This window comes from Pseudomonas sp. LBUM1659 (assembly GCF_059716045.1).
On sequence record NZ_CP166797.1, the window covers coordinates 2,998,704 to 3,014,749 of the forward strand.

11 protein-coding genes are annotated in these 16,046 nt (G+C 58.3%); 7 read left to right on the forward strand and 4 right to left on the reverse strand.

The window, feature by feature from the left end:
* Window positions 1-46 precede the first annotated feature (46 nt).
* On the reverse strand, window positions 47-1,048 hold the full coding sequence (locus tag ACA048_RS13545) for a FecR family protein (protein WP_497629569.1): 1,002 nt from the start codon (window positions 1,046-1,048) through the stop codon (window positions 47-49).
* A gap of 96 nt (window positions 1,049-1,144) precedes the next feature.
* On the reverse strand, window positions 1,145-5,995 hold the full coding sequence (locus tag ACA048_RS13550) for a dermonecrotic toxin domain-containing protein (protein ID WP_497629570.1): 4,851 nt from the start codon (window positions 5,993-5,995) through the stop codon (window positions 1,145-1,147).
* A 225-nt stretch (window positions 5,996-6,220) separates the two neighbouring features.
* On the opposite strand from ACA048_RS13550, the gene ACA048_RS13555 reads away from it, so the two are divergent.
* Window positions 6,221-7,261 (forward strand): Ldh family oxidoreductase, encoded by a 1,041-nt coding sequence (locus ACA048_RS13555; RefSeq protein WP_497629571.1) that lies wholly within the window; start codon window positions 6,221-6,223, stop codon window positions 7,259-7,261.
* Between the two features lie 72 nt (window positions 7,262-7,333).
* Here the strand turns inward: ACA048_RS13555 and ACA048_RS13560 are convergent, their stop codons facing one another.
* On the reverse strand, window positions 7,334-7,651 hold the full coding sequence (locus ACA048_RS13560; RefSeq protein WP_497629573.1) for an ElaB/YgaM/YqjD family protein: 318 nt from the start codon (window positions 7,649-7,651) through the stop codon (window positions 7,334-7,336).
* A gap of 165 nt (window positions 7,652-7,816) precedes the next feature.
* On the opposite strand from ACA048_RS13560, the gene ACA048_RS13565 reads away from it, so the two are divergent.
* Complete coding sequence (locus ACA048_RS13565; RefSeq protein ID WP_007947642.1) at window positions 7,817-8,071, forward strand: hypothetical protein; 255 nt, start codon at window positions 7,817-7,819, stop codon at window positions 8,069-8,071.
* Window positions 8,072-8,080: 9 nt separating this feature from the next.
* On the opposite strand, the gene ACA048_RS13570 is transcribed toward ACA048_RS13565, so the two are convergent.
* Window positions 8,081-8,989 carry a LysR family transcriptional regulator gene (locus tag ACA048_RS13570; protein ID WP_497629858.1) on the reverse strand — a complete coding sequence of 303 codons (909 nt, stop codon included), beginning with the start codon at window positions 8,987-8,989 and terminating at the stop codon, window positions 8,081-8,083.
* 268 nt (window positions 8,990-9,257) lie between these two features.
* Between ACA048_RS13570 and ACA048_RS13575 the strand changes: the two genes are divergently transcribed.
* The 5 genes from ACA048_RS13575 (at window position 9,258) to ACA048_RS13595 (ending at window position 16,033) form a co-directional block, all read left to right on the forward strand.
* Window positions 9,258-10,685, forward strand: coding sequence for a DUF1254 domain-containing protein (locus tag ACA048_RS13575; RefSeq protein ID WP_497629574.1), 1,428 nt, complete (start codon window positions 9,258-9,260; stop codon window positions 10,683-10,685).
* Between the two features lie 250 nt (window positions 10,686-10,935).
* Window positions 10,936-11,418, forward strand: coding sequence for an outer membrane protein transport protein (locus ACA048_RS13580; protein WP_497629575.1), 483 nt, complete (start codon window positions 10,936-10,938; stop codon window positions 11,416-11,418).
* A 344-nt stretch (window positions 11,419-11,762) separates the two neighbouring features.
* The gene (locus ACA048_RS13585) at window positions 11,763-11,984 is read left to right on the forward strand and encodes a hypothetical protein (RefSeq protein ID WP_497629576.1); all 222 of its coding nucleotides are present in this window, start codon (window positions 11,763-11,765) and stop codon (window positions 11,982-11,984) included.
* Window positions 11,985-12,035: 51 nt separating this feature from the next.
* Window positions 12,036-14,702, forward strand: coding sequence for a LuxR C-terminal-related transcriptional regulator (locus ACA048_RS13590; RefSeq protein ID WP_497629577.1), 2,667 nt, complete (start codon window positions 12,036-12,038; stop codon window positions 14,700-14,702).
* Window positions 14,703-14,869: 167 nt separating this feature from the next.
* A complete protein-coding gene (locus ACA048_RS13595; RefSeq protein WP_497629578.1) occupies window positions 14,870-16,033 on the forward strand; it encodes a thiolase C-terminal domain-containing protein in 1,164 nt (387 codons plus the stop codon).
* The last annotated feature ends 13 nt before the right edge of the window (window positions 16,034-16,046 follow it).

The following is a 16,046-nucleotide window of genomic DNA, read 5'->3' on the forward strand; positions in this document are numbered from 1 at the left end:
CACCTGGCCCCGACATGAAGGCCGCACTCCGCCAGGGTGGCGGCCTTCAGCTTTTAGGCGTTTGGGTCGGAATTGAATTGAGGACCGGATTACCGTCTTTGTTGCGGGTCAGGTAAACCGGCAGCACCTTGGGCAGGGAAGCCACCAGGCTGTTGAGCTCCTTGATGTTGTAGACACCGCCGAGGCGGATCTGGCCGGTGCTGTGATCGGCCACCATCACCGGTTTGCTCAGGTAACGATTGATCAACGGCAAGGCATCGGTCAGTGACAGGTTATCGAGGACCAGTTTGCCACTGCGCCAAGCCAGCGAATTGTCGTTGGCATAGGTCTGACTGATTTGTGGTGTGAAGTCACCGTGCTTGAAGCGTGCCTGCATGGCGGGGCCGAGACGTAAGCCATCGCCGGGAAGGTCGTCATTGCTGGTGACCAGCACAGAGCCTTCGATCAGGCTCACGCGAACCTGATCTTCGTACATCCAGACATTGAATTGGGTCCCGGTGACGCGAATTCTGCCGTCTGCGGCCCTGACGATAAAAGGGTGAGTCGTGTCATGGCTGACGCTGAAGAACGCTTCGCCTTTTTTCAGCGTCACCCGACGCTGATCCTTGTAGTTGCTGAACGTCAGCTCACTGCCGAGGTTCAGCTCTACCTGGCTGCCGTCGCTCAGGGTGACCTGACGGACAGTGTCACTCGCTTCAAAGTGCTGGTACGAATTCGGCAGCCAGCCCATGTTCCAGCCGCTGAAAGCCGCGAGCGGCAACGCCACTGCGCAAACGGCGGCGGCAATGCCGACACTGCGCCAGGATTTAGCCGGTTTGAAACGCACAACGGGTTCGACCACTTCGGGACGTGGCAGATCCCCTGCAACCTCCCAAATCTCCAGCATGACTTCATATTCGAATGCATGCAGCGGATGAGCGTCACGCCATTGTTCGAAGGCTACCCGTTCTTCGGCGGTGCAGTCGACAGCATCCAGACGCATGCACCAATGCGCAGCGGCATCGGTGATCGCGTCATACTCGGCTGGCGATAGAGAGTTGTCGGTCATTGACTCATCCTGATTTCCGGCATTCTAACCTTGCGGGGAAGTCTGCGAGAACTGCCATCATGGCAATTAACCATCAATTGCACGTTAATTTTTCGGTCAGGGGGTATTGACGTGCAGTTCGCGTCCCAGATGGCCGATCAGCCAGGCGACGCTGTCGGCGTTCCCAAGCTGTACTTTCAGCCTGATCAGAGGGTCTTTCTTGAAAGTGTGGCGGGCCCCGCTCAGGTTTTCTGCGCCGGTCCACGTCAAAACAAGATCTTTCATCCGTTCTGTATCCTCATGAGTTGAATCACCCAATTCCTGCCATTCTCCGGTATCAGGGTCCTCAACCTTGAACAGCTGGGTATAGGGGGTCTTGAGCGACAGTGCGGTGCTTTGAAGCGTCGTCAATTCGTTTTTGAGGGCATTGGCAACCGGGTTGGACGTTTTAATCAGATCAGCGAATGGGCGGCCGGGGTCGAGGTAGGAAATGTCTTCGGCTTTACAAGCGATGTGTGCAAGCTCATGAATAATCGTCATCGCTCTGCTATGGGCGCCGATAGGGAATTGCACGTCGCTCAGGTGCTGGCGGTAGTTTTCGAAGTTGGACGCAAAAAATTTATCGGCCAGGTGAATTTTTTTCTTCGCATCCTTGGGAACGATGAAGGCGAATGTATGCTCCGCGCCCGCAATCACCCTGCCGACCACAAAGCGATTGGAATCGGGCTTTCTGAGTGTTGGGTTCAGCAAGGCTGTAAGAATCTCTGTCACGACTTTTTCAAGATGCTCGACATGCGCGGGCAGTACTTGCGATACGCCCATGAAGTCGGCGATGAGTTGATGCACTGGGGTCACTGAATCGTCGGAAGTCTTGAGCAATTGCAGGTTTCGGTAGCTGTTCCAGGCATAGGTGGTGGCCTGGTCCAGCGCTTCGTCGATCTGACGGGCCTTGTGCGGAAACAGTCGACGGATCCGCGGCATGCCACTGGCGTCGATGTTCATGCCTCCCCACACCGCCAATGCGGTATCCAAACGATTGACAAGGCTGAAGTGGGGTACTGTCGCTCCCCGGTTCAGAACCCATTGTTTCGCCAGGTTTTGGCGCAGCGCAGGGCCACGGTTTTTGGTGCCTGCAATGCGCCAGCGGGTGCCGTGCTTGTGGACCGGATACACTTTTCCTTCAACCGCTGCGTAGCGTTTACTGGTTTTGGGGTGGGTGTAGAGCCCGAGCGTCGAGTCTGATGCCAGTGATCCCAGATCGACATCGATGCTTTCATGGCGGCTTAGCTGTGTGCGTTCGGGAGCGGTGATGTCAACGTCATGCCAGTTGACTCGGCGGGCGGGGGCCTGCGGCACAGCAACCTGTGGCGTCGAAGTCACCAACGTTTGCCCCCCAGGCGATCGCCGTAGCATAGCGAGCTGAGCAATACCGTTAATGAATTCTTTTAGCGCGGGGCCCCACTTATGCGTCTGAAGGTCTTCGGCGGATTGCTTGATATGGCGGTAACTGCGCCAGACCGTAATAGGGTAGGCGAGTTTACCCATGAAAAATGAGTAGGCTTCGTGGAGGTCTTCGCCCAGCACATGCTTGATGATCGCCCATTCACTGTGTTTTTTGTCGTCCGACTGATAACCCAGCAATCGGCCCAACAGCGCGGCGTTGTCATTGAACAACTGACTGAACAGGTGCCCCTTGATTGGATTGGATGCCAGTGTGACCTCGCTGACGTGATTGTTGGAAAGCGTCGTTGTCGCTCTATTGGCGCGGTCATGGGAGATTGCCATCCGGTATTCCAGCAGTGTCCGGTCGGGCTGCGGCAGGTGGGGGAGTATCCAGTCGAGCAGAGGTCCCCGCGCTTTCAACTCTGTCAGCAGTTGCGCTTCGTTTTCATATTCCTTGATCCCGTGACGCGGGCTGTGCGGCGCAAGCAGGACTTGCGGCGCTGCGCTATCAGTGTTTGAACCGATCAGGTAGACACCCGGAACTTTGATCGTCTGTGCGCTCTTGACCCCCAGGAATTCAAGAGGGCGAATGATGGCGTGGGCACCGTCGACTGCCGCACGGGCGATAGCGTCGGGCATGTCCACGATTTGCCGGATCAGATCAAGTCCCGTTTCGCTCAGGCGTTCCTGCAGCTTTTCGGTGTGGGCGTAATGCATCAGTTGCCAGGGCAGTTGTCTATAAAACCGCGTTCTGCGATCTGCGTTGGTGGGGGTGTCCGCGAGGGCTTCGCTCAGTATTTTCTGTTGGTGCTCGCCCGGTTTCAGGTTTCGTATCAGGTCTTTGATGTAGCGTTCGTCCATTTCTTCGGGAATCACGCTGTTATCAAGTGATTGCAGTGTGAACCGGGCCTGATCCAGATCCTTGAATGGCGTCAATGCAAAGTCGGTGAGGGTTTCAGTCCGGGCTGGTGACGTCGGGCGTGCGCTGATCTGGATCAGAACCTGGTCCGGATCAATGTCGAAGGCGTCAGCCTTGAGCTGTTTTTCAAGTTCAGCGTGAGCGGTACACCGCAGTGACCGTATGCCGGACAGGTAGTCCTGGTCATCTTTGACGTTATCAAGGTACTGCTGAAGCAATTCGCCATGCAGCACCAGATCTTTAATGGACGCCTGGGTCAGCCATGCCGGCAGTGTTTCCTGTGTCGCCAGGGACTGGGCAATGTCCGTTGCGGTGCGTAACCCCGTCAGCGGGGCCCGTAATGACACCAGATTCAGAAGGTCCGCCAGCAGCGCGGGGGAGACCGGCGTCGCCAGCGCGCGGGTGACGCATGTCTGGTCAAGATGGACATAGGGTTTTTGAAGGTGATCGAAAAAATCCCCGTGTATCCGTTGCAGGGGCGCCAGCGCATAACTTCTACCAGGCAAACGCTCGCTGCGGCCAAGGTTCTCCAGAAGTGTTAAACGCAGAACGTCATGCTTGAGGCGATGATCGAGCACGGCCTGTAATCGTGACACTGTCTCGAAAGCTTCAAATCCCGATGCAGGCGTCCACAAAATCGCCTTGCCCGAGTGCTCGGGGTCCAGGCCGCCTCGTTCAGTCAGCACAAAACAACTGGCCAGCTGCACCGGGTCTGCCGCGCCAGCGGCCTTCAATGCCAACGCAAACACGTCCGGTAGAAAACCGTTCAAGGCGGCTCGCTGCAAGTGTATCGGGCTATCGAGCACGGTTTTGATGATCGCCTGAGCCGTCGAGTCCAGGCTGCGCGTGACCGCGCACAGCTTGAATTCACTGCGCAATGCGGTTGACAGGGTATGGGTAAAACTCGATTGCAAGTTATCCACGGATGAACTGACGAGGCTTTGTAACTGCTCGAAGGTGTTGAGGCCTGCGGGAATGGCCGGGTGCTGTTTTATCAGTTGATCGAGTGCCTGTTCAACCGAGTCGAGCAGCGCCAGTTCCGTTTTGGCGAATTCGGCTCGTACGGTCGCCGGTTGCCCACTCCTGCGCTGGTCAACCCGTGTACTCCAGCGGCCCGCTGAATCGGTGGTCAGTAGTCGATCATCGAGCAGTCCACGGACATCCAGCGCATTATCAAGCAAGGCATGGGCGGACAGCGTGCCTTCGCTTTCCCGGTAACGGCTCAAGGCATGGCTGAGGTTGTCCCGTTGCTTGCGCAGGATGTCGGCCATGACTTCTTCAAACACCGACCCTACGACGGGGGCGCCTTCAACCTGGCGCTCGTCCGGCTCCAGGCCCAGAAAGGTGATGCGTTCATCCAGCGACATGAAATTGAGCAGCGTGTCTTCGTGACCTTCGCTTTGCAGCATTTGCAACACGATCTTTTTGACCGCTGACAGCGTGTCAGTCGCTTCTATGCCTCGGGACGGGGTGTACAAAAACCCCAATGTGTCGGCACCTCCGATCATCAAGGTCGAGGCCAATTGCGCGAAATGCTTGAAAGGCGCAGAGACCCGCACTTTTTCGATGCGTAGTGTAGTGTCCGTGGGTGCGAGGCTGACATTCATCAATTGCAAGTACTCCTGCGTCGTCAACACGCCCTCCTGGCGCTGGAGCAGAAGCTTGAGGTGGAACGTATCGCGCAAGCCCTCAGTGAAAAACGCCCTGCGTGAAAGACCATTGCTCATCTCGGTGTTCCAGAACACATCGAGCAGGCTGTGCAAGTGAGGGGTAAAGCTCTGGGCGATCTCTTTTACGGCACTTTCCCAGGCCAGGTTATCGGCGTCGCTGCTGACAACATGCCCAGGATGGGCAAACACTCTGGAGTCGCCCGCAGGCCACTGGTTGGTCAGGTAAAAATGGAGGAGGGCATCGCTCAGTGAAAGCGAAGAAATCGTGTGTTGGTAGGCTTGCTCGTCGAAGGCTGAAACTGTACTGACAAAACTCTTCAGTCGGGTGAGACGTTGGTCCAGTTTTGGAAACGGCTTGTGCAACGCGTTTTTCAGGGCGTCGTCCAACATCGATTGCAATGACGGCATCTTGAGCAGCTCAGTCATCATTGTCTTGATGTTCTGAGCCTGATTGCTTTCAAGGGTGAACTGCTGGTCCTGGAACACCGCGCCTGCGATTGCTTTTGTGGACAGGTCAGGTGTTTCGGCGGCTAAAGCGCAGCGTTGTTCGATGGAGAGAAAACGCAGCAGCTCACGCTTGCCGGTGTCCGACGCCAACCACTCCTTGAGCTTGCTTTTGAGGTCGTTCATGTCCGCGAATTTGGTCAGGCCTTTCCATGGTGTGTAGAGCGTGACCTCTCCATCCTGGGGGCAACCCATGGCGAAAGTGCCGGCCAGTGGGACATCGTCCTTGCCCGGCACGCTGAGCAACAGCTGCGAAACATCCATGGGGTCTTTTTGTGTGGTGCGGGCTGTGTCGGTCGCCAGATAAACGTTCGTGATCCATTTCAGGTCATCAAGCGTGAAGCCCAGCGCTTTTTCGCGGTCGCCGAGCTGTCGGGCACCGGCGGCGCGTTGTGCCTCGTCGAAAAAAAACGGGATTGGGGGAACAGTCATGGTTGTCCTCGATGTGCTGCGATCGATTGACCGCAGTCGTTAAGTCGAGGAAAAACAGTACGGCCGCTGGAAGGCTCATGTGCGGTACATATTGCTTGAGCCGATCTTGCGGTTGAGGCTTGACAGGACGCTGGTACAGCAGCGCTTAATCGGTGACTTTTCAGGTTTCCCTGCAGCTTCGCTTCACGCTGTTGCCCGTACTCAATAATAAAATTGGAGCTTCAGATGACCGAATCGCCCGAAATGGCCGTCAGTTCGAACACCCAAACGCTTGATTTCGATGCGCTCGTTCAATTGCTCGAACAGATTTTTCTGCTTCATGGCACCTCTACCGAAGTCGCACGGACGCTGGCCCTCAATTGCGCTGGTGCTGAGCGCGACGGTGCTCACAGCCACGGTGTGTTCCGTATTCCCGGTTATGTCTCGACGCTGAACAGCGGCTGGGTCAATGGCCAGGCCGTGCCGGTGGTTGAAGACGTAGCCTCGGGGTTTGTCCGGGTTGATGCCGGCAATGGTTTCGCCCAGCCGGCCCTGGCGGCAGCACGCGCCCTGTTGGTGGAAAAGGCTCGCAGCGCCGGCATTGCGGTGCTGGCGATTCGCAATTCACACCATTTCGCTGCCTTGTGGCCAGACGTCGAACCCTTTGCCTACGAAGGGCTGGTGGCACTGAGTGTGGTCAACAGCATGACCTGCGTGGTGCCGCACGGCGCCGATCGTCCGTTGTTCGGCACCAACCCGATCGCATTCGCTGCCCCTCGGGCTGGCGGCGAGCCGATTGTCTTCGACCTTGCCACCAGCGCCATTGCCCACGGCGATGTGCAGATCGCCGCACGCAAGGGCGAGCGCTTGCCGGCAGGCATGGGCGTGGACAGCCTTGGCCAGCCGACACAGGACCCGAAAGCGATTCTCGAAGGCGGCGCCTTGCTGCCGTTTGGCGGGCACAAAGGTTCCGCCTTGTCGATGATGGTGGAACTCTTGGCGGCCGCGCTGACCGGCGGCAATTTTTCTTTTGAGTTTGACTGGTCGAACCATCCGGGCGCCAAGACGCCCTGGACCGGTCAACTGTTGATCGTGATCGACCCGAGCAAGAGCGCGGGGCAAAATTTTGCCGAGCGCAGTCAGGAACTTGTGCGGCAGATGCACGGCGTGGGGCTCAAGCGTCTGCCGGGTGATCGCCGTCACCAGCAACGGGCCAAGTCCGGTGCTCAAGGCATTGCGCTCGACGCCGAGACGCTGGCGAACCTGCGAGAACTCGCGGGGCTCTGAGGCCTGTACAAAACGCAGGCAAGAAAAAGGCGAGCCTGTGGCTCGCCTTTTTACTATGTAGAACAGGACTGCTTAACGCCGACCCAGCAACAACCCGACCACCAGCCCGAAACCGGCGGAAACGGCCACGGTTTGCCATGGGTGACCACCAATGTAGGTTTCGGTGGCATCGACGGCGGGTCTGGTGCGGTCACGCACACTGCTGACTGAATCCCGTGCCTGCTGGAGTTTCAGGGCGATTTGCTCGCGCAGGGTCTCTGCTTCCTCGCCGACCAGCGCGGCGCTGCGGGTCAGCAGTTTTTCCGACTCTTCGATCAGCGTTGCCAGCTCACTGAACGCCAAATCCTTGAATTGGTCTTCGGCGACTTGTGCTGCGGTTTTCCGAGCCATTGAGGTACTCCTTGCAGGTAAGTAGGCGGTGAACAATGGAGTCTAGCGTCGGCGAAAAAGTTGCAGCGAATTTTCGCGTTGACCCCGTGAGGTGGAAAATTCCTGAGTCGGACATTTCGTCCTACAGTGTAAGATGTCGCCTATTTTACGCAGCAGGAAATTCCCATGAGCTTCAATCTGGCCGACAAACCTCTCGCCGAGCGCGCTGCGCTTGAAGATGAAAAATCCCGTCTGTTCGACCTCTGGCAAAGCAACCTGGGCAAATCCAAGGGCGAGGCCGCGCGCTTGTTCGGTGAGCGCGCCAAGCGCAAAGGCAAGTGGGCTGAATGGGTCCGTGCCGAACTCGACGCGATGTCGCCGCCGGAATTCGCCAACATGGTGCGCAGTGAAGTCAACCGCCTCATGGCTGCCAACAAGTAAGTCCGGACTTCAGACGAAACACGCGACAATCGCTTCGCGAACTTTTAGTACCACCGGATCGAGTTGGGTACTGGTGCGCCAGCCCAGTTCGATCGGGTATCGCGGCAAGGCCAAAGGGCAGGGCAGCAGCGCCAGGCCACTGAGCGCCGCGATGCTTTGCGCGGCATGCGCCGGAATTGTCGCCACCGCCTGACTGCCCTTGAGCAAATGCGGTAACGCGGCAAAATGCGTGGTCGACGCACACACCTGACGACTCAGCCCAAGCGCCGCCAGCCCTTCATCGGTGATGCCGATAAAACCGCCTGACGACACCAAAATGTGTTCGCGGGTGACGAACTCTTCCAGGCTGATGACCTGTTGCCCTACGGTCAGGCTGGCGCGATCCACCAGGCACAAATACCCGCCTTCTCCCAACACCTGACGACTGAGCAAGCGTTCGGCAAATCCGCCGGCGGTGATCGCCAGATCGATACTGCGCTCCATCAATGCGTGGGCGACGATCTGGCTGTGGGTTTGCCGGAAAATCAGCCGCAGTTTCGGTGCTGTGCGGGCGATTTCTTCGATGAGTCGACGGCCATAGGCGATCTCAAAGTCATCCGACATCCCCACCGACACTGAGCGGCCGTCATACTGATGGGCCGCCGGATCGACCATCGCCAGGCTCTGGCGGCATTTGTTCAGGGCGTCGCTGACCACCGGTTTCAATTGGTTGGCTTTGAGCGTCGGTGCAAGGCCACGGCCGGTGCGCACGAACAACTGATCGCCATACACCTCGCGCAGCCTGCGCAGCGCGGCACTGACCGCCGATTGCGTCACGCCCAGGCGCAAGGCCGCACGGCTGGCGCTGGACTCTTCATGCAGCGCTTCGAAGACTTTGAGCAAGTTAAGGTCAATGGAGGCGATATTCATGGTGTTCATATCATTCATCAGCGATTCGGGTTTTATTCATAGTCCTGTGGCGCCGGTGAATGAGCAATACCTGATGCTAATGGAGTGGCTTCGACACCCAGAACTTCTAATCCCACTCTTCATATTCCCTCAATGCTCTTCGCCCCCCTCGTCAGTGGGGGGGCACCCATTCCTGAAACAGTCAATCTGACCAGGAATCGGCGATTCCAAGCAGACAAGCGCCTGAAGAGCCGGCGTCGGAAAAAGCGCGACTTCCCATATCCACTGAGAACACACCATGAATCATCGCCCTACCATGCTACGCAGTGCGCTTGCTGCCACCGTCTTGCTACTGGCCAATCTGGCCGCTGCGCAAACGCCTGCGCAGGAGCATAACTCCGTCGAAGCCTTGCGCATCCAGAACATCGCCGAAGAAGCCTATATCTACGGCCTGCCCATCGTAATGAATTATGGCGTGATGTATTCCTACGCAGTCGATAAGGACTCGCCACAGTACAAAGCCCCCTTCAATCACTTGCACAACATTGCGCGTGTATTTACCCCAGAGGACAAGGCCGTGGTCACGGCCAACAGTGACACTCCCTATTCCTTCGCCTGGCTGGACTTGCGCGCCGAACCCATCGTGTTAAGCGTGCCGCCGGTGGAAAAGGGGCGCTACTACTCGCTGATGCTGTGTGATGGCAACACTTACAATTACGGCGTGATTGGCAGTATTGCCACCGCAGGTGTCTCCGGTGATTACCTGGTGGTCGGTCCTGACTGGAAAGGGGAGATGCCCAAGGGCATCAAGAAAATGTTTCGTTCGACGACACAATTCTCGATGGTCGGGTACCGCACGCAGTTGTTTTCGCCACAAGACATTGAAAACGTCAAGGCGATCCAGGCCAGCTACAAGGTGCAACCGCTGTCGAGCTGGTTGAAGGAACCTGCGCCGCCGGCAGCTCAAGCCGTCACCTTCCCGGCAGCCGACAAAGATTCAATCAAGAAAAATTTCTTCGCGTATCTGGACTTTGCATTGCGCTTTGCCCCCGCCGCGCCTGAAGAAAAAGCCATCCGCGACAAGTTGGCGAGCATTGGTATCGGCAATGGCGAGATGGACCACTTCAAGACCGTTGCCGCCGTCTATGGCGAGGAACTTGCTGCTGGGGCCGCCGCCGGTGACAAGTTGATCACACAGAGCATTAGCCAACACGGTCAGAGCATCAACGGTTGGACCCTGATGACCGAGGGTGGTGGCGATCGCAAGCGTTACAGCGGCGACTGGCAGGCACGCGCGGCCGTGGCCAAGGCAGGTATCTACGCCCTGGATTCCTCCGAAGCGCGCTACGCGCTCACCCGTACCCTGCCCGATGGCGAAACCCTCGACGCCAGCAAACACAATTACACCTTGACCTTTGCTGCCGGCGAGCTACCTCCAGCCGATGCGTTCTGGTCGGTAACGATGTACGACGGCGCCACCCAATTGCTGGTAGCCAACCCGATCCAGCGCTATCTGATCAATTCGCCAATGTTGCCAAACATGCAGAAGAACGTGGACGGCTCGCTGACGATTCATATCCAGAAAGACTCTCCGGGCAAAGACAAGGAAAACAACTGGCTGCCTGCGCCCGACGGTCCAATTTACCTGGCGCTTCGTATCTACGGCCCGCAGGACACGATGAACAAGGGCCAGTGGCAGGTGCCACCGCTGGTGCTTGTCGACTGATCCATTGACCGAGAAAAATTTTGTTTCAAATGTACTGGGCCGCCCCCCTCTTGAGTGGGGGGGTGTGAAGTGGTTCGACACTCTCTACTGCACCGTCTGTCCGGTGAAACCACGATTGGCTTTTGGGTTGCGGTCATGACAGGGCTCAAATGGACAATGTCGACTCATCGGCAACTTTCACCTCGCCATGAGAGCCCGGTTGCGCTGTTACTTGATCGATAGTGATTGAACATCATTAGAGAGGGGCGTCATGCAGTCGAATAAACGTGCACGGCTTGTTACTGCCCTTGGAATGCTGACGTTTCTTGTCTGCGGACGAGGTGTTGCCGGTGGACTCATGTTGTATGAGGTCGCCACGGACAACGCCGGGCTGGCCAATGCGGGTGCCGCGGCCCGGGCACACGGCCCCTCGACGATCGCCAGCAATCCCGCGGGCTTGAGTTATCTGGGCGGTTCTCACATCTCGGCTGGCACGCAGATTCTATTCGGCAACCTGTCGTTCGACAGGGACGATGAAACCAACAGCCCCGGGACCGGCAGCGGCAATGTACGCGATCCAATACCGGGTGGCAGTTTCTGCGCCGGTCATCAACTCGATAATCAGTGGTCGGTAGGCTTTGGCGCCCATGGCGATTTCGGCCTTGCGCAACACTACGGCAACGATGGGTCCGGGCGTTTCTTCGTGCCAGAACGCGCGCATCGCCGGTTTGTCACATGGTCAATGTTGGCGTGATCAATGCGCAGCACCCCGGCACCAGCCAGGTCGACCTGGACTTTCGGTGGCTATGGGGGTGGCCCGGCGCTTTGCCGCCGGCCTTACTTATGCGCTGGACAAATAGACCTATCTCAACTTCAGTTGGGTAACGGTATGGATGGACGACATGTCTGTCGACCAGCAGAAATCCTCGTCTGGCGATCGTACGTCAGGCGAGTTCGACAACGCCAGGATTCTAGACCTGCAAACCCCGTCAGCAGATCACCGCGAATGATTTCAGGCGACTATCAAGGCCATGACCAGCGAACTGCAGACCTTGCTCAAGTAAATCTGTTCATTGATGGCTGGCACTGGAGACTGACATGACTACATTTCGACACTGGAGCGGTTTAGCGGCGACGTTGACTCTGGCATTGGGCTCGGCTCTCGCTCACGCGCAGACCGTTCCGACGATGAAAATGACCACCCCCCTTCCCGAGTCCATCACCACGCCCGGCAGCGTCGAGACACGGCTGGGTACGCTGAAGTTTGTCGACGGTTCTGTTCCCCAAATAATAGGCAGCGCTACTGAGTTGCTTGAATAACGGCGGTCCATCGCCGAGTCTTCATCGTTTTGTATAAAGGCCTCAAAGAAAATGGATCATATAGCGCCCCAACTGATCCTCAAAACGACACCGCCGCGCAGCCAGAAATCTGCGCGTATTCGCAGTCGACTGGCGCTCGATACCCCGGGACTGACCGATAAGGTGGTGATCGCGGTTCATGCGCCAGCAGGCTTCGGCAAGACCTTTTTGCTGACCCAGTGGCGCCGCGAATGTCTGTCCCTCGGGGCCGTGGTGGCCTGGCTGACGCTGGATGCGCATGATGACGGAAGCCGGTTTGTCCAGGGGTTGGGAACGGCCATGGCGATTGGCAGCGGCCGCCCGACCTTTGCCCGAGCCTTCGAAGGGGCTCCGGGACGGGCTCGAGACGATCTCGAAGGCCTGACTCAATGGTTGGCGGAAGTCGCCGATCTGGGCAGCGAAACGGTGCTGATTCTGGATGAGGCGGACACCCTGCCCGAGATAACGGTCCGTCATGCCCTGACTTACCTGCTGCACAATGCGCCGGCCAATTTGCGCATCATCATGGCCTCCCGAGCGCGCTTGAATTTGCAAGTGGCCGACCTTGCCGCGAGGGGCCGCTATGCAAACATCACCACCTCGGCACTTAGATTTTCTGTCGACGAATCAGTGGCGTTATTGAGTAGCCGCTTTGGCGCAAGGATCGATGCCGACCTTTGCGTGCGCTTGCACGAGATCACCGAAGGCTGGCCCCTCGGCTTGCAGTTGGCGATTTCGGCGATGGAGAACAGTCCTGATTTGAGTGCGGCGATCAAAGAACTGTCGACATGCTCCGGTGATATCCAGCGCTATTTTGTCGACAGCCTGGTCGCTCGGCTTACTCAAGAACAGGTTGAGTTTTTAACCGGTATCGCGCTGCTCGACATGGTTCAGCCTTCGTTATGCCTGGCGTTGACGGGTAATCCGCGCTCCGCCGATTTGCTCAAAGAACTGTGTGTCTCGACGCCGATATTTGTCGAAAGTGTCGAAAGCGATTGGGTGCGCGTTCATCCGTTGCCCCGGGAGTTTTTGTTGCGCCGTTTTGCCAAATTGCCCCTGGAACAACGCCAGGGTTTTCATGAACGAGCGGCAGTCTGGCTGGAACAAAACGGGTTCCTGGAACAGGCCGCCCGGCAATACCTGTCGGCCGGTCTGACTGGGCCGGCCTATGCCATGATTGAAGAGTGCCTGTACGAAGTCATGTTGCTGGGGCAGTTCGGTCGTGTGCTGGAGTGGGTCGAAGAGCTTGGGATTGAAGACGTCATGGCGCATCCGCGCATCTGCCTGGCGGCGGCCTGGACCTTGGCAATGGGTGAGCGTCAGGCAGAAGCGGCGCGGCTGATTGCCGCTATCGAACAACATCCGTCGGCCGATGAAGCTACGCGATGTGAAGCGGCTGCCATCGCCACCGCAGCAGTCTATTTTGGTGATCGACCAGACGAGTCACTGGCGCTGATTTCGCCTTGGGCCGAAAGAATGCCGTTGTTCTCGATCAAGCTCCAGGCCATTGTGGCCAATCAATTTGCGCGCCTTACCCTGTTCGAGGGGCAGCCAGAGAAAGCCCGGCGTATCTTCCAGCGAGCACCGCATTACGCCTGGAATCCGGGGCTGGACGCCATTCGCGGGATGGGCGAGTGGATAGTAGGGCTATCGTATTTGTGTGAAGGACGGATGGAATCCGCACAAGCGTCCCTGCATGACAGCCTGTTGCGCGCCGAACGGGACATTGGTCGTCGTAGTCCTGTGGCCGTCATGTTGGCAAGCACTCTCGCCGCGGTGTTGCTGGAGCATGGTGATGTACAGGAGGCGAGTACCGTGCTGGCGAACAGGCTGGATATGGTCGAGCGACTGACTTCGCCGCATGCGATTGTCCTGGGCTACATCACCGCCTCACGCCTGGCTTCAATACACGGGCAGGCGCATCGCGTGCAGGATCTGCTTGAGGCGTTGTTTTCCCTTGGGGAGGAGCGCCGCATTCCACGGTTTTGCATCGCGTCGCTGGGAGAGCAGATTCGCTTGCATGCGTTACAGGGGCGTGGCGAAACCTGTCAGGCATTGTGGCTACGCCTCGACGCTGTCTTGCCGGTCAATGCCCGCGAAGAATCAGGTTTGCTCGGCCCGGAACTGGCGTTGCTGGCAGGCGTGGCAAACGCGTATTCCCTGCTGGCCATGCGTGACTGGCAGGCCATGCTTGTGGTGCTGGACAAGGTCAGAGCCACCGCCGAGCACCTGCGCCGTGGCCGGGACATTGTGCAAATCAAACTGCTCAGAGCCCTGGCGCTCAAGGCGACAGGCGAGGATGGGGCGGCCTCTTTGCTGGAGGCAGTCAGCCTTGCGCAAGAGTACGGTATGCAGCGCGTGGTGCAGGACACCCACCCGAATCTGGTCAAATGGGTGCAGACGCTCAAGCGTGAAATTGTCCAGCCAGTCGCGGCGGCAGCTGTACCCGCACCCGTTCCACGCCCGGAGTCCGCGACATCAAGCGTCTCTCCCAGCAGGCTACTCACGCCTAAGGAGCGTGAGGTATTGCAGCTATTGGCCCGTAATCTTTCCAACAAGCAAATCGCCCTGGCCCTGAATGTCGGCGAGGAAACGGTGAAGTGGCACCTGAAAAACCTGTTTGGAAAATTCCAGGCGGGTACCCGGCAGCATGTTGTCGCGCGTGCGTACATGCTGGGGATTCTCGAAACAGCGGGCTGATGCCCATCCACGATTGAGGGTGATCCGTTCGGCTCATCGTTCAATCCCACCCCGCATCTGATTTCCGGTCGCCCCCCCCTGTCAATGGGGGGTTGTGCTGTTCGGCTTCGCCATAGTCTGGCCCCAACAAGAGCGCGACGCGCATCGGTTGGTGGGGAGCAGGGTTTATGTCTGAAAGAGTGCTGATCGCCGGCGCGGGAATGGCGCCGTTTCTGCCGCTGGGTGGCTGTGACAGTCATGCAGCGTTGGCGGGACAGGCCATTTGTGCGGCGCTGGCTGATGCGCGAATCGACTATGACCTGGTCGACCAAGTGTTTACTGCCTGCGTCCACGGTGAATCCGGTATCGCCGAGCAGATGTTGTCGCAGATTGGCTACTCCGGTGTGCCGGTTTTCAGTCTCGCCGAGGGTTGTGCCTCCGCCAGCAGCGCGTTTCAGTTGGCCCGCAACAGCGTGTTGTGCGGCCAGGCTGAGTGTGTGTTGGTAGTGGGTGTCGAGTGCATGCCAGCGCGCATTTCCAATCGTGAGTTCTTCGGCTTGAAAGAGCTTGCTCGCGATGAGTCGCCTATGGTCGGACAGGGTGACAGTGCCAGCGCTTTTATCGAGCGTCGACGGCAACCGGCGTTGCTGTTCGCGGCCCAAACCAGTTGGTTGCTGACGCGGCTGGGCGTTGCCGAAAACAGCTTCGACCACGTGTTGGAGCGGGCGCGAATTCAGGCCGGACTCAATCCGTACGCCGTATTGAACCGTGTGCCGGATCGCGACGGCTGGCTCCCGCCTTATCTGTCCCCACCGGCCTGCGGTGCGGCGGCGGTCGTGATCTGCACCCCGGCCTTCGCTCAGCGTTTCGGCGCCCGGGCGGACATCACCGTGCTGGCGAGCGCCAGGGGCAGTGACAGCACCTCGGAGCAGGAATCGGGTTGCGTGCTGGATGTGCTGGGGCGGGCGACCACTCGGCGTGTGGCGCTGCAGGCCTATCAGCAAGCGGGACTCGCCGCGGAAGATATCGACGTGGCTGAACTGCATGACCAAAGCGTCGGTGACTTCATGATCAGCAGTGCCGCACTGGGCTTTTGCCGGGAAGACGACATCGACCGTTTTGTGCAACTCCACGGCCCCTTGAAGGGGCAGAAGAATGCAGTGAATCCGTCGGGTGGCTTGCTGGGACGCGGACACGCTCCAGGGGCCACTGGACTTGCGCAACTGGTTGAGCTGGTCTGGCAACTGCGCGACATGGCTGACGGGCGGCAAATTGCGGGAGCCCGCACGGCGCTCCAGCACAGCACCGCTTTGGGCCGGGCGGTGTCGATCACCATTTTGCAGCGCACGTGAGAGGAGGCTCAGT

Bases quoted from the DNA above. Each gene is read 5' to 3' on its own strand.
- ACA048_RS13580 (WP_497629575.1), top strand. From the start codon at position 10,936: ATGCAGTCGAATAAACGTGCACGGCTTGTTACTGCCCTTGGAATGCTG.
- ACA048_RS13590 (WP_497629577.1), top strand. From the start codon at position 12,036: ATGGATCATATAGCGCCCCAACTGATCCTCAAAACGACACCGCCGCGC.
- ACA048_RS13595 (WP_497629578.1), top strand. From the start codon at position 14,870: ATGTCTGAAAGAGTGCTGATCGCCGGCGCGGGAATGGCGCCGTTTCTG.
- ACA048_RS13545 (WP_497629569.1), bottom strand. From the start codon at position 1,048: ATGACCGACAACTCTCTATCGCCAGCCGAGTATGACGCGATCACCGAT.
- ACA048_RS13575 (WP_497629574.1), top strand. From the start codon at position 9,258: ATGAATCATCGCCCTACCATGCTACGCAGTGCGCTTGCTGCCACCGTC.
- ACA048_RS13560 (WP_497629573.1), bottom strand. From the start codon at position 7,651: ATGGCTCGGAAAACCGCAGCACAAGTCGCCGAAGACCAATTCAAGGAT.
- ACA048_RS13565 (WP_007947642.1), top strand. From the start codon at position 7,817: ATGAGCTTCAATCTGGCCGACAAACCTCTCGCCGAGCGCGCTGCGCTT.
- ACA048_RS13555 (WP_497629571.1), top strand. From the start codon at position 6,221: ATGACCGAATCGCCCGAAATGGCCGTCAGTTCGAACACCCAAACGCTT.
- ACA048_RS13570 (WP_497629858.1), bottom strand. From the start codon at position 8,989: ATGAACACCATGAATATCGCCTCCATTGACCTTAACTTGCTCAAAGTC.
- ACA048_RS13585 (WP_497629576.1), top strand. From the start codon at position 11,763: ATGACTACATTTCGACACTGGAGCGGTTTAGCGGCGACGTTGACTCTG.
- ACA048_RS13550 (WP_497629570.1), bottom strand. From the start codon at position 5,995: ATGACTGTTCCCCCAATCCCGTTTTTTTTCGACGAGGCACAACGCGCC.